The sequence below is a fragment of the Planococcus donghaensis genome, from assembly GCF_001687665.2.
GTDB classification, from domain to species: domain Bacteria; phylum Bacillota; class Bacilli; order Bacillales_A; family Planococcaceae; genus Planococcus; species Planococcus donghaensis.
Genome location: NZ_CP016543.2, coordinates 3,000,887 through 3,014,288 on the forward strand (window position 1 = coordinate 3,000,887; position 13,402 = coordinate 3,014,288).

The 13,402-nt window shown below is 41.2% G+C and carries 14 protein-coding genes; 6 read left to right on the top strand and 8 right to left on the bottom strand.

The genetic code is table 11. The features are described from left to right. Window positions 1–147: 147 nt before the first annotated feature. From BCM40_RS14770 to BCM40_RS14785, 4 genes are all read left to right on the top strand, one after another. On the top strand, window positions 148–834 hold the full coding sequence (locus BCM40_RS14770; protein WP_065525211.1) for a response regulator transcription factor: 687 nt from the start codon (window positions 148–150) through the stop codon (window positions 832–834). Then, entirely contained in the window at window positions 827–2,104 is a 1,278-nt protein-coding gene (locus BCM40_RS14775) for a sensor histidine kinase (protein WP_065525210.1), read from the top strand. The genes BCM40_RS14770 and BCM40_RS14775 overlap by 8 nt, the downstream gene beginning before the upstream one ends. A gap of 692 nt (window positions 2,105–2,796) precedes the next feature. After that, window positions 2,797–3,495, top strand: a complete 699-nt coding sequence (locus tag BCM40_RS14780) for a polyphosphate polymerase domain-containing protein (protein WP_156851304.1) — start codon at window positions 2,797–2,799, stop codon at window positions 3,493–3,495. A 40-nt stretch (window positions 3,496–3,535) separates the two neighbouring features. Further along, window positions 3,536–4,222 (top strand): DUF4956 domain-containing protein, encoded by a 687-nt coding sequence (locus BCM40_RS14785; protein ID WP_065525208.1) that lies wholly within the window; start codon window positions 3,536–3,538, stop codon window positions 4,220–4,222. Between the two features lie 78 nt (window positions 4,223–4,300). On the opposite strand, the gene BCM40_RS14790 is transcribed toward BCM40_RS14785, so the two are convergent. Genes BCM40_RS14790 through modA form a run of 5 tightly spaced genes read right to left on the bottom strand, consistent with a single transcriptional unit; the run spans window position 4,301 to window position 7,993 of the window. Further along, window positions 4,301–4,801 (bottom strand): MogA/MoaB family molybdenum cofactor biosynthesis protein, encoded by a 501-nt coding sequence (locus BCM40_RS14790; protein WP_065525207.1) that lies wholly within the window; start codon window positions 4,799–4,801, stop codon window positions 4,301–4,303. 18 nt (window positions 4,802–4,819) lie between these two features. After that, on the bottom strand, window positions 4,820–5,839 hold the full coding sequence (locus BCM40_RS14795) for a ThiF family adenylyltransferase (RefSeq protein ID WP_065525206.1): 1,020 nt from the start codon (window positions 5,837–5,839) through the stop codon (window positions 4,820–4,822). Between the two features lie 60 nt (window positions 5,840–5,899). Then, window positions 5,900–6,538 carry an ATP-binding cassette domain-containing protein gene (locus BCM40_RS14800; RefSeq protein ID WP_065525205.1) on the bottom strand — a complete coding sequence of 213 codons (639 nt, stop codon included), beginning with the start codon at window positions 6,536–6,538 and terminating at the stop codon, window positions 5,900–5,902. 4 nt (window positions 6,539–6,542) lie between these two features. Next, window positions 6,543–7,226 carry a molybdate ABC transporter permease subunit gene (modB, locus tag BCM40_RS14805; protein ID WP_065525204.1) on the bottom strand — a complete coding sequence of 228 codons (684 nt, stop codon included), beginning with the start codon at window positions 7,224–7,226 and terminating at the stop codon, window positions 6,543–6,545. Continuing rightward, window positions 7,223–7,993 carry a molybdate ABC transporter substrate-binding protein gene (gene modA / locus BCM40_RS14810; RefSeq protein ID WP_065525203.1) on the bottom strand — a complete coding sequence of 257 codons (771 nt, stop codon included), beginning with the start codon at window positions 7,991–7,993 and terminating at the stop codon, window positions 7,223–7,225. Before modA ends, modB begins: the two co-directional genes overlap by 4 nt. A gap of 197 nt (window positions 7,994–8,190) precedes the next feature. On the opposite strand from modA, the gene BCM40_RS14815 reads away from it, so the two are divergent. Together BCM40_RS14815 and BCM40_RS14820 are read left to right on the top strand one after the other, a co-directional pair. Next, window positions 8,191–9,129 carry a Gfo/Idh/MocA family protein gene (locus BCM40_RS14815; protein WP_065525202.1) on the top strand — a complete coding sequence of 313 codons (939 nt, stop codon included), beginning with the start codon at window positions 8,191–8,193 and terminating at the stop codon, window positions 9,127–9,129. Window positions 9,130–9,286: 157 nt separating this feature from the next. Next, window positions 9,287–9,961 carry an HAD family hydrolase gene (locus tag BCM40_RS14820; RefSeq protein WP_065525201.1) on the top strand — a complete coding sequence of 225 codons (675 nt, stop codon included), beginning with the start codon at window positions 9,287–9,289 and terminating at the stop codon, window positions 9,959–9,961. 38 nt (window positions 9,962–9,999) lie between these two features. Here BCM40_RS14820 and BCM40_RS14825 read toward each other — a convergent pair whose 3' ends face one another. The 3 genes from BCM40_RS14825 to BCM40_RS14835 form a co-directional block, all read right to left on the bottom strand. Next, a complete protein-coding gene (locus BCM40_RS14825) occupies window positions 10,000–11,058 on the bottom strand; it encodes an LLM class flavin-dependent oxidoreductase (RefSeq protein WP_065525200.1) in 1,059 nt (352 codons plus the stop codon). A gap of 45 nt (window positions 11,059–11,103) precedes the next feature. Then, window positions 11,104–11,829 (bottom strand): class I SAM-dependent methyltransferase, encoded by a 726-nt coding sequence (locus tag BCM40_RS14830; RefSeq protein WP_156851306.1) that lies wholly within the window; start codon window positions 11,827–11,829, stop codon window positions 11,104–11,106. A gap of 134 nt (window positions 11,830–11,963) precedes the next feature. Then, window positions 11,964–13,202, bottom strand: a complete 1,239-nt coding sequence (locus tag BCM40_RS14835) for a CynX/NimT family MFS transporter (RefSeq protein ID WP_065525199.1) — start codon at window positions 13,200–13,202, stop codon at window positions 11,964–11,966. Window positions 13,203–13,402: the final 200 nt, after the last annotated feature.

The following is a 13,402-nucleotide window of genomic DNA, read 5'->3' on the forward strand; positions in this document are numbered from 1 at the left end:
AAAGGCTTGTTGCCCTCTCGATAATTCTTATTATTCATCTTCAACCTTAACCAAACCTTAAAAAAGCGAATCTATATAAAAATTTGCAATTTCAAAACTTAGTCCTATAATCAACTTATTCTTAAAATTCCTGAAGGGGCGCTCAAAATGAAATTATTAATCATAGAAGATGATCAGCATCTCTCAGATACAATTAAAGAAACAACACAAGATATGTTCCATACACAACAAGCTTTTGACGGCGAAGAAGGTTTGTTTTTAGCCGAACAAAATATTTTTGACTGCATCATTTTGGACATTATGCTTCCCTACTTAAATGGCTATGAAGTGTTAAAAAAACTAAGAAGCCAAAATATTACGACTCCTGTCATTATGTTGACCGCTAAAGATGGCATCGGGGATAAGATTCAAGGATTTAAAGCAGGGGCTGACGATTATTTAGCAAAACCTTTCCACCGGGAAGAGTTACTTTTGCGTCTTGAAGCCATTGTTAGAAGATCCGGTGGCGAACTCAAGCAAAACACACTGTCTTTTAAAGAACTGAAGTTGAACATCAAAAACAAAACCGCTCAACTTGGTGAAGAAACGGTCAAACTAAACGGCAAGCAATTTGATTTACTCGAGTATTTAGTGAACAACAAAAATATTATTTTGACGAAAGAACAGATTTTCGACCGTATTTGGGGATTTGAATCCGATACTTCGACAACTGTGGTTGAAGTATACGCCAGCAACTTGCGAAAAACACTTAAGAAATTCAACTACGACCAATATATTAAGACTTTCCGCGGCTTAGGCTATATGTTGTCAGATGCAGGTGAACAAGATGAATAGGCAACCCATTTTTCGCAAGCAGCAATTACGTTTTATGATTTTGAATTTGATTGCTTTTAGCATCATTTTCACTATTTTTGGGGTAATCATTTTTCAACAAGTCCAAAATACACTTTTTTTAAAAACCGATGATGACTTGCTTCAAGCAAAAGAATTCGTTTTAAGCGAAGACTTTACAACTATCCGTTCACCTTTAGAGAATGGTCCAGAACTTGGTCCTCCCGGCGGCATTAACCCACGAATTATCGTACTTAATTGGAATGCCGCAGGCGACATCGTCAACGAAGACCAGATCGGAACGTGGCTTTATGAGAGTTTCTCTCAAGAATCCATATTGAATATCGAAAATCTCAACACCATTACAAATTTATCCGTTGACGCTGAATATACGTATCGTTCACTACTTATCGAAAACGACACAGCGGACGGGGAAATCGCCTATACGCAGCTATTGATCAATATTGATGGTGAGCAGACGATTCTTGATAATTTTGGTCAATTGTTAATTATTTGTTCATTGATTTTCATTGTTTTATCGATTTCTGCTAGTTACATTTTGTCTAAAAAAATGATGGAGCCGATCATTAAATCATGGAACAAACAGGCAGAGTTTGTTGAAAATGCCTCTCATGAATTGCGAACACCTTTAACCATCATCCAAAACAAATTAGAGCTTTTACTAATGGAACCGCAACAAAAAATCATTCAGAAATTCGAAAATATTGCACTTAGCCTATCGGAAACGAGACGCTTGTCTAAATTGACATCTGACTTACTAACTTTAGCGAGAGCTGATTCTGCTGAAATCCAGCTTGATAAACACCCTCTTCATGTCGACGAATTTATCGAACGCGTGAGTGTGCCTTATATCGAAATTGCCGAATCGCAAAACAAAACTTTGCAACTCGATTTACATTGCAAGACAGAAATTCAAGCAGATGAAGTACGCCTCCATCAATTGCTCGTTATTTTATTGGATAACGCGCTGAAGTATACAGATGAAGAAGAACATATTTCTGTCAAAACCTATACAGAAGACCAAAAAGCAGTGATAGAAATAAGAGACACCGGCCGTGGCATTCAAAAAGAAAACCTTCCATATATTTTCGACCGTTTTTACCGGGAAGATAAAGCCCGGTCGAGAGAAAATGGCGGCATCGGTCTTGGCTTATCAATTGCCCAGTGGATTGTTACTCATCACGGCGGTACCATCACCGCCTCTCAGAACGGACAAGCCGGTACGCTATTTAAAGTGAAATTGCCGCAATAACACCCGTATAGTTTGCGGGTTTCAGACTGTAGAAAAAGTCTTATTAAACTGAATAGTAATGTATAATTTCCAACTGGGCTGGCCACTTCGCTTTCCGTGGGCTCAGCTTCAGCCTCCTCGTCACTGAAAACCCATGCTCCTGCATCGCTGCGCTAGCTTCGTCGCAAAAGCTTGTCCTCGCAGGCTTCGGCCAATGCTATTCCTGCGGGGTCTTCAGCTTTCGCTGTCCCACAGGAGTCTTCGTGGACCAGCCCAGTTGAAGGCTTCTTGCTGCAAACAAAGTGAGATTCTATAGTGCGCTTTACCGTATAAATAACGTGTTAAAAGATTTTTCCCTACTCACTCTAGGATTCGGAGCACCTAGTGGCGAAGGGCAAAGATATGCTCCTGCATCGCTGCGCTAGCTTCGTCGCAAAGCCACTGCCCGAACTCCCTTCGGTCACTGACTTTCCAGCGGAAAAACGAAGTGATGAGACCCCGCAGGAGCTTGCGACGAGGAGGCTCAGCGCGGAGTCCGCGGAAAGCGTCCACTAGGTGTGGAGAATCCCATATGCATACAAAAAATGAGTAAATATTCTTTTGTCTTCAAGCTAAACCCGCATATATTTGCGGGTTTTTTGTTTGTTTAAAATTTTTAAGGTTTGTTTAAGGTTGCCCGTCAATAATAAGGTTAACAAAAGGAGTGAGTGATGATGAAAGCACAAAGTTTGAACGGCATACAAGGTCGCAGAGAAATTAAACATGAAATGACCAAAATGGATTGCTACTTGCTACGAAACAAGTTAAAACACTATATGGAAATTGATCCTCATGCTAAAGAAAATGGAACGTATTCTATCCGAAGCGTTTATTTCGATAACTTTGATAACAAAGTGATGAACCAGAAAAAAGAAGGACTTTTCGAGCGGGATAAGTTTCGAGTTCGACTATATGATTCAAATGTTACCCTTCTCAATTTGGAGAAAAAAAGCAAACGCAACAATCTTACTTATAAGCAAAAATGTTCAATCACAGCTGCAGAATACGAAAAAATACGAACGGGCGACATAAACTGGATGGAAACCGATGCCCGTACACTCATGCAAGATTTGTATTGGCAAATGACGATGCTGCAGCTTAAACCACTTACAGTTGTTGACTATGAACGGGAAGTATTTATCTACAAACACGGCAATGTGCGAGTCACTTTTGACAGCTCGATTAGAACGAGCCTACGAAACAATGATGTTTTAAATCCACATATTGCAATGGTTGATACGGAACCGGATGTCGTGATATTGGAAGTGAAATACGATGAATTTCTACCGAATGTCATCAAGCAATTGCTGCAAGTTAGCGATATGCGAGCTGGGGCTTATTCAAAATACCAAATCAGCCGGATGTACGGTTGATTGTCACATTAGTTTATAAAACATACTGGAGGAATAAAAAATGGAAAGTATTAATTTCAGCGACATCTTCAAATCAAGCTTTTTGGAAAACACGAATAGTAGCTTTTCCCTTATTGATTCACTAATTGGCTTGGTGGTAGCATTTGCCATCGGGTTGTTCATTTATATGATTTACAAAAAAACGTTTTCTGGGGTCATTTATTCCCATAGCTTTAACATCTCTTTAATTGTTATGGCGATGGCTACTGCATTAATCATTATTGGGATTTCCACCAACGTTTTGTTATCACTCGGAATGGTCGGCGCATTATCGATTGTTCGCTTTCGAACACCTATTAAAGATCCGATGGACTTGGTTTATCTATTTTGGACAATCATTTCAGGAATTCTGTGCGGCGCAGGATTTATTTTACTAGCCATTGTCGGGGCACTTTTGATTGGTCTTGTATTGATTGTTTTCGTTAATAAAATCAAAATCGAAAATCCTTATTTGCTGATTGTTAAATATAGCGATAACCAAATCGAAAACCCTCTCGACAAACTGCTTTCAGCAAGTGTTAAAAAGCATTTGATCAAATCAAAATCTGTTTCATATGATAATGACTACGAAGTGACGTATGAAGTGCGTGTTAAAGATACGGATATGGGTTTCATCAACCACATTTCTGAAATGGTCAGTGTGAAATCTGCTATTATGTTGAGCTATGATGGGAACTTTACTGCTTAATAAACTATATTCAAAAAAGCGTATGCGTCTGTCAGTTTACTGACAGACGCATACGCTTTTATTTGTTGTACGATATGCTCAATGTTTCGTTAATTCCGAATAAATATGCTGAATCTCTGGCAAAATCAATCGCTCCATTGCTAGCTTTATAGCGCCGCGCGACCCCGGTAAAACAAAAATGGCTTTATCATGAGCTACTCCCGCTGTCGCTCGGCTGAGAAGCGCCTTGGTTCCGACATCTTCAGTGAAGCTAACGTAACGGAAGAGTTCTCCGAATCCTGTTATTTCTTTTTCAAACAGTGGCTGGACAGCTTCTAAAGTGACATCGCGTTTCGCGATTCCCGTTCCACCTGTGGTAATAATCGCATCTATATCCCCCTGCCCCAACCAGTCAGAAATCGTTAGTTGAATAATCGTAACGTCGTCCGGAACTATCGCATAATCACTAACTATGAACTTATGATCTTTAGCCATCTTCTGTATTAGCTGACCCCCAGTATCCGTTTCTTCTGTCCGGGTGTCACTAACAGTTAACACCGCAATGCGTACTTGATGATCTGTATGAAACGTTTCCGACATACACTCGCCCCTTTCTGACTAGCCAAATACTTGGTGATATAATTTGCGACCTTCTGCTAGATTGTGAACGCCATGAATTAGCAAGCGACCGTTTCCGAACAATACCATACGATGATTGAAAACTTTCAGTTCAACAAAATAAGGTGTTCTTTTCACACTAGCTTCTAATCGTTTCCCGACCCTTTCAGCGTCATCTAACGTAATCGGACGGTTCGCATCAGGCAAAATTTGCACAGCATCACGTCCACATAAAACCGCATAAGAACTTGCGGCTGTTTCATTAAGTGACGGAAATACCGCCTCTTCTCCGCACGTTTTACAGTTAGGATCTTTAATGCGCGAAACCCCAATATCCATTTGACTATTGTCCCATAAATTGAAATGATGAATTTTTTTACGCATTGCCTCTCGGTTGCCACTTAACCATTTTAAAGCTTCTGTGCATTGAAGCGCAGCTGTCACTTGAACAGCTGGTGAGATAATGCCCACCGTATCACATGTTTCGTTGATGGCAGGAAGAACCGGGATTAAGCAACGAAAGCATGAGCTTTCTCCCGGTACAAATGGAAACACGACTCCTGAACTGCCCACGCAAGCACCATATATCCAAGGCACGCCAAATTTCACAGAAGCATCGTTGATCAACAAACGCGTTTCAAAATTATCCGTCGCATCCAATATCAAATCACTGACTGCTGCTAATTTTTCCATACCGGTTGCATCGAGATGTTCTAAATACGTAAATAACTGCAAGTCGCTACGGATGGCTTTTAGTCTTTGCTCAGCCGCTGCCACTTTTGGCATCATGTGACGCGCATCTTCTTCCGTGAATAATTGCTGACGCTGCAAATTGGATCTTTCTACGTAATCGCGATCAACTAAATGAATCGTCCCAATACCCGCTCGTGTTAAAGTTTCTGCAATCGCTGAACCTAAAGCTCCGCAACCAACAATGGTAACGGTTGCACGTGATAAGTGTTGTTGGCCCGACTCCCCAAGCGGTTTGAATAAGACTTGTCTTGAATAACGTTCATCCACTGTGATTCCCACTCTCTATCCGTTTAATCTTTCAAACGATTTTATCTACCCTCAGAATTATTAGCGTGTAGCTTCTTCGGTCATCTGCCCTTTTTCAATTCTCATAATACGATCCGCTAATTTTTCAGCATCCGCAATGCGATGTGTCACGAAAATAATTGGAATTTGCCACTGTTCGTGGATCCGCAACAGTTCATTTTGACACCGATCACGATTGGCATCATCCAATGCTGAAAAAGGTTCATCTAACAATAAAATATCGGGTTGCGCTGCTAACGAACGAGTCAAGGCAACACGTTGCTTTTCACCACCTGAAATTTGATGTGGGTATTTGCCCAACAAGCCCGTAATACCAAGAATTTTCGTTAATTCCGTAATATGTGCAATGTTGCTGCCCTTTGGCACTGCGTAAAGAATATTTTCTTCTGCGGTCAAGTGTGGAAATAGCGCATAATCTTGAAACAAATAACCCACTTTACGCTTTTGTATTTTTAATGGCTTTTGCTCTTCACTATAAAATATTCTACCATTTAATGAAATTTCACCAGCATCTGGGTGAACGATCCCTGCGATGCAGTTTAGTAACGTCGTCTTACCCGAACCCGAAGAGCCAACCAATGCCAGAATTTCTTTATCCAATCTAAATTGCATCGATAAACGAAAATGATCTAATTGTTTTTGAAAATCCACTTGCAGCATTTGCTCATTCCCTTCCGATTCGTATGGCGGTCTTTTTACGCCAATAGTTAACCCACGTAATGGCAGCTACTCCGAGTGACGACACAATCAATACCCAAAACAACGCTTTTTCCATATCGCCTGCTTCATAAGCAAAGTAAATAGCTAAAGGAATAGTTTCTGTAACCCCCGGAATATAGCCGGCAATCATTAATGTCGCTCCAAACTCGCCGATACCACGAGCAAAAGCCAAGATTAATCCGGCCAAAATCCCCGACCAAGCAAGAGGGAACGTAATGGTTCGAAAAATTCGCCATTCGGAAACGCCCATCGTTCGCGCTACGTTTTCCCAGCGTGGATCTACTTTTTCAAAAGCAGCTAAAACACTTTGATACATGAGTGGCAACGACACAACAAACGAAGCAATTGCTGCACCAATCCATGTAAACACTACGCGAAAGCCAAACCACTGTTCAAGTAGAATTCCAAAAGGTCCATTTACGCCGAACAAGACAATCAACCCAAAACCAATTACGGTTGGTGGCAATACTAAAGGCAATAGAATCAACGCTTCTAGAAAACTTTTACCAAAAAAATCACGTCTTGTCATAAAGCGAGCCAGCGCAAGACTTACCACAAACACAAAAAAAGTAGAGATCACTGCGACTTTAAGAGATAACCAAAGCGGAGACAAGTCATAAACAATCATGGTGTTTCTCCGGCTACGGGCATAAATCCGTATTCCTTGAGAATGGCTTGTCCTTCTGAGCTCGTGACAAATTCCCAAAAAGCAGTTGCTGCAGGTTGATTTTCTGAATCCGCGATGACTGCTCCTGGATAGATAATAGGTTTTGTCTGCCCTGGTACTTCAAGTGTCCCATTAATTTCCCGGGAAATAACGGCATCTGATGAATAAATAATTCCGAGTTCTGCATTTCCGCTTTCCACATAAGTAACAACTTGACGAGCATCTTTCGCATAAATGAGACGATTACTAAGAGAATTCCATAAGTTGTCGTTTTCTAATGCTTTTTTTGAATAGGCACCAAGCGGAACACTATCCGGTTCACCTATCGCAATTTTCTTTTCTGTATTCAATACAATTTCTTTAAAATTTGCCGTGGCTGAAAATTCTTCTAACGACGCCAAAACAAGCTGGTTTTCAGCAAACGGTTCGATGCTATCTGTATTTATTAATTGTTGAGATTTGAGTAATTCCATATCTTGTTCACTCGCTGATAAAAACAAGTCGGCCGGTGCGCCTTGTTCAATTTGGCTTCTCAACTTACTAGATGAGCCATAATTGAAAGTTAGCTCAATATTCGGTTCTACTTCTTGAAATTGTTGTTCCATTTCTTTCATGACCTCTGTCAGACTAGATGCCGCCGAAACTAAAACTTCTTCGGGATTTGCAGAATGATCGCTACAGCCGCTCATGAACAAAGTTAAACTTATTAGACCCAGCAATTTTTTCATTTAAAGGACTCCTCATGCATTAAAGTAGAGCTTAGCTATTCTAGTGAAGCTTCTGTGTACTTACAGTATAACTTCCGTCGCAGAGAAGCTGAATCATTTTCCAAACAAACTTTAGAAAGAACACAGTCCCCGCTCTTTTTGGAGATATTTAGGTTAGAATAGAAAATAAGAATCGTATTTATACAGGAGGAATTGCAATGAAGTTTGGCATTGTCGGCACGAATTGGATTACCGACCGATTTATTAAAGCCGCTAAAGAACACCCTGACTTTACAATCGGGGCCTTATATTCTCGGAAACTAGAAACGGGCAAGGCGTTTGCGGAAAAATACGCAATTGAAAACGTCTATACCGATATGACGGTCATGTTCAGCAGCGGAGATATTGAAGCGGTTTATATCGCATCACCAAATGCCATGCATGCCGAGCAAAGCCTACTGGCGATGAAACACGGCATTCATGTTCTTTGTGAAAAACCGGCTGTCACGTCAATTGAAGAAATGAACCAAATTATTGAAGCTTCACGAACTTATCAAACAACTTATATGGAAGCGATGAAATCCACGTTACTTCCTTCTTTTTTAAACTTGAAGGAAAATATCGCTAAAATCGCACCGATTCGTCGCTTTGTGTTTCATTACAATCAATATTCTTCACGGTATGACAAATACAAAGATGGCATTGTCGAAAATGCCTTCAAACCTGAACTTGGCAATGGCTCAAAAATGGATTTAGGCGTTTACTGCATCGCGCCGATTATTCATTTGGTTGGTGCCCCGGAGTCAACGATGAAAAATCAATTTTTATTATCGACTGGTGCCGATGGCCAAGGCAGTATGATTTGGAATTACGCTGATATGGAAGCAATTATTATGTACTCGAAGATTTCGGATTCTTTTCTGCCGAGTGAAATTCAAGGCGAGAATGGAACGATTGAAATCGACCGCATCAGTGATCCGAAAAATATCCTCATTAAGTATAGAAACGGACAGACTGAAGACTTGTCTGTCGCGCATGATTTTGACTCGATGTATTACGAGTTGGCAGAGTTTATCAACTGTGTGAAAAACGGGCAGTTGGAATCCACGATCAATACACATGCTATTTCACGTGAAGTAACGAAATTGTTGACGTAGGGGGCAAAGAAGAAAGCGCTCCAAGCGGACACTTTTCGAGGGGCCGACTTTCGCACTTTCTTCTGAGTATGTTGTATTTAGCCATATAGCAGAAGAAATAGAATATCTTTAATTTTGAAGAATAGCTTATTCAATTAAACAGCAAAGGACGTGCCTTATGATAAAAGGGATTATATTTGATTTTGCCGGGTTGATTTTTGATACGGAAACACATCAATATCATATTCTTCAAGAGATGTTTAGCGAATACGGTAGCGAATTGCCGCTTGGGTTGTGGCAAAACGAAGTAGGTACGGACGGTGGCTTTTCGCCGTTTCATTATATGGAGCAGCAAATTGGCAAACCGGTTGAACATGCGTTGCTCAATAGACAATATGAAGAAAAGTTTCTTTCGGTATTGTCTAAAGAAAAACCTCGCGATGGTGTGGTTGAGTATTTGCAAATGGCCCAAGAGTTAGGTTTGAAAGTCGGATTAGCGTCGAGTTCGAGTTATCGCTGGGTTTCAGGTCATTTGAAAAACCTAGAGTTGTTTGATCACTTCCATTGCATTCGCACTTCGGATCATGTTGAAAAAGTAAAACCTGATCCTGCTTTGTATCTTCAGGCAGCCGAGGGTTTAGAGTTGTCTCCTGAAGCCTGTCTTGTTTTTGAAGATTCGGCTCACGGAGCAACAGCTGCCAAGCGCGCAGGTATGAGTTGTGTCATTGTGCCGAACAAAATCACGAGCACAATGCAGTTTGGTCACGTAGAGCACCGGTTGGATTCAATGGCGGACATGCCATTGAATGACCTCTTGAGTTTTGTAACGGCCATAAAAATAAATCAATCCTAATTACAAAGATGGTTCAGGAACAATACCTGAACCATCTTTTATGTTTTCGCCGTATATTTTCGAATCGCTGGCAAAATTTCTGTCCCGATCAAGTCGATATTGCGTTTTAAGCGGTCGATCGGCACACCACCAAAATCTATTTGTGCAATATAGCGTTGATGACCAAACAATTCATGTTGGTATAGAATTTTTTCGATAATTTGTTGAGGACTGCCAACGTTCATGACGCTATCCATTTGCGCGCCGTGCATGAATGCGGCTTGTGGGTAACCTTGACCGTTGGTTTTTCGCATCCCTTTATCCACATGTGGATAAACTTCTTCTATAGCTTGTTGAGTCGTTGCAGCCACGTTGAACAGTCCAGCGGTCGCGACAGGTAACGTAGAGGGACTAAAACCACTTTCTTCAGCTGCTTCGCGGTAAGCATCAATCGTGTGCTTGAATGTTTCTGCCGGACCACCAAGCGTTGCAAGCATCATCGGCACACCGGCATGCCCCGCTTTAATCGCACTTTCTGGATGTCCGCCAACCGCACGCCAAATTGGCAGCGACCCTGTAAGCGGTCGCGGTATAACTTGCGCACTACGTAGCGGAGCACGGAACTTCCCGCTCCAATCGACCGTTTGTTCTTTATTGATTTGAAGTAACAACTCAAATTTCTCTTCATACAATTCTTCGTAATAACGAATGTCGTAGCCGAGTAAGTCAAATAGTCCAACGCGCGACGCGCGCCCCGCAATGATTTCTGCACGACCATTTGAAATCAAATCAATCGTCGCGAAATCTTCAAATACGCGTACCGGATCTGAGGTGCTAATAATGGTGGAGGAACTAGAGATTTTAATGTTTTTCGTCGCTTGTGCAATAGCAGCAAGCACAACGGTATGCGCTTGCGTAGCGAAATATTCTTGATGGCTTTCTCCAACACTGAAAAAGTCGAGCCCGGCTTGGTCTGCTAGTTCAGCGAGTCCAATAATTTCTTGAATGCGTTCTCCTGCTGAAATTCGCTGTCCAGTATGCGGGTCTGGCAGATGATCCCCCAATGTGTATATTCCAAATTCCATGCCTTTGTCTGGATTGATGCGGTACTGTTCCATATCCACTGTCCTTCCTGTTCTACAAATTGGGCTTAAGATTTTTCTTTATTTTATTTGCGTAGCTGCAATGGCAAAGTAAGTACCAGGTTCTTCTGAAAAAACGATGCGTTCAAAATGGGCGTTAAAGCCTGCTTCACTTAGCAGTTCTTCCCATTCTGGCATGGAAAACAATCCGCATTTGGCACTATCGGATTCGTGAGTAATCTTCCCATCTTTTTCCCGCATCACGTAGGCGTACTCGACTTCCGTTACGTGATCTTCCGGATCTAAGTCATAGCTCCACTCTAAATAGCGCATGCCTCGTCCATCTTTATCGATGCCGCCATCGCTCGTTCGTGCTTCAAACGTTTCTGTATAGTGATCTGGCATGATAAATAACAGGCCTTCAGGGTTTAAATGCTTTTTAGCATTTTTCATCACTGCTAGTAAATCGGTTTTATCGGTAAAGTAAGAAATCGCATCATGAATAAACACCAAATCAAACTGGCGTCCTGCATCAATCGTTCGCATATCGCCTTGCATATGAAGACAATCTGGATTCAACTCTCGGCTGACTCTCAACATATCTTCTGACAAATCCGTCAAAGTCATTGAAAAAAACTTTTTTAAATAGAAAGCATTGCTGCCACCACCGGAACCAAACTCAATTGCATCTTGGATATCGGGATGATACTGCAACATAATGTTCAAAAAAAGATGGGCTTCTTCCTCATATTCCGTATGCGGGGACAGTAATGGCCACCAGTTGGCTAATTCCTTATACAGCTTCACGCGAATCACCCTTTCGCTTTTTTATCATTATATAACTTGGAAAGAAAATTGTAGAAGAATGTAACTTCATTTTCCCCATAAAATAAGACTTTCCTTATGACCGGAAAGTCGAATGATAAAAGCTTATGCTTCAGTTAAATGCTGTCTGCCAATTCTTTTTTACTTTTTTTAGCTCGTTCTGATATTGTTCCTTCTTTACCGGACACAATACCTGCAAGCAAAATGATAAGAGAGACAAACAGTAAGAATAACAGCGGCAATGTCCAGCCCCCACCTATGTCGTAAAGAACACCTGCAAAAACAGGTCCAATAGCCGCTAACATATATCCAAATGATTGAGCCATTCCTGACAGCTCCACTGCTTCTCTTCCATCTTTCGTTCTTAATGTAAAGAACACCATTGAAAGACTAAATCCACTTCCTCCGGCAACTCCGAGCAAGATTGCCCATAATGGGACAAGCAACATACTGCCAGAAAGCAACCCTAAAAACCCAGTTGTAAACAACAGCGCCGTTCCGACAGCGAGACCTACTTGGCTTTTTAGCTTTTCAGCAATAACTGGCACCACAAAGGTGGTCGGAATGATGGCCGTTTGCATTAAAAAGACCATCCAGCCGGCAGAACGTGCATCGTATCCGATCGTACTCAATATATCCGGCATCCAAGCGATTAACGTATAAAAGACTAAAGATTGTCCACCCATGAAAAGCGTGACACTCCAAGCGAGCGGTGAACGCCATAACTTGGTTTTTTGTTTTGGTTTGATCGTTGCTTTTGATGGTGCCCTTTGTTGTTTGCGCAACTGTGGAAGCCAAACAACAAAGGCAACAATGGCAAGTAAGCCCCAAATGCCAAGTGCGCCTTGCCAGCCCATGTTACCGATACCTGAAATTGGTACGCTTAAACCAGAACCTAAAGCACCGAAAATATTCATGAAAACAGCATATATACCCGTCATAACCCCAATTCGATAAGGAAAATTCATTTTGATAATCCCTGGAATCAAGACATTGCCAATGGAAATGGCCAAACCGATCAAAAGTGTTCCTATAAACAAGAAACCGATTCCTGTTACAGATCGTATGGCAATCCCGATAATCAGTACTACCATGGATAAGGCAATGGTCCATTGCATACCAATTCGATTTGCGATTTTTGGCGCAAATGGAGAAAGTACAGCAAAAGCGATCAAAGGTAATGTCGTAACCAATCCTGCAACCGCATTGCTAATGTCTAAATCTTCTCGGATAAACGACATAAGTGTGCCCACTGACGTAATAGGAACCCGTAAATTGGCCCCAATCAACACAATACCGATCAACAATAACCACCCAGCTTTTTCGGTATTGTTTATTTCTATTTGTTTCTTCATTCTAATCCTCCAACAACTTACTTATCTATTCTTTTAAAACCTCTATATCAGTTTTGATATACGGTGCTGCACTTTTTGAATTGCTTCTCTTCCTATATTTCATCTCTTCAAAAATTTTCAGGGTGATTGGCACCTTGGATATTGTAGCGTTAAAGAATAGTTTTGTATATCACTATACTTTTTATAAACCATAAAAAATC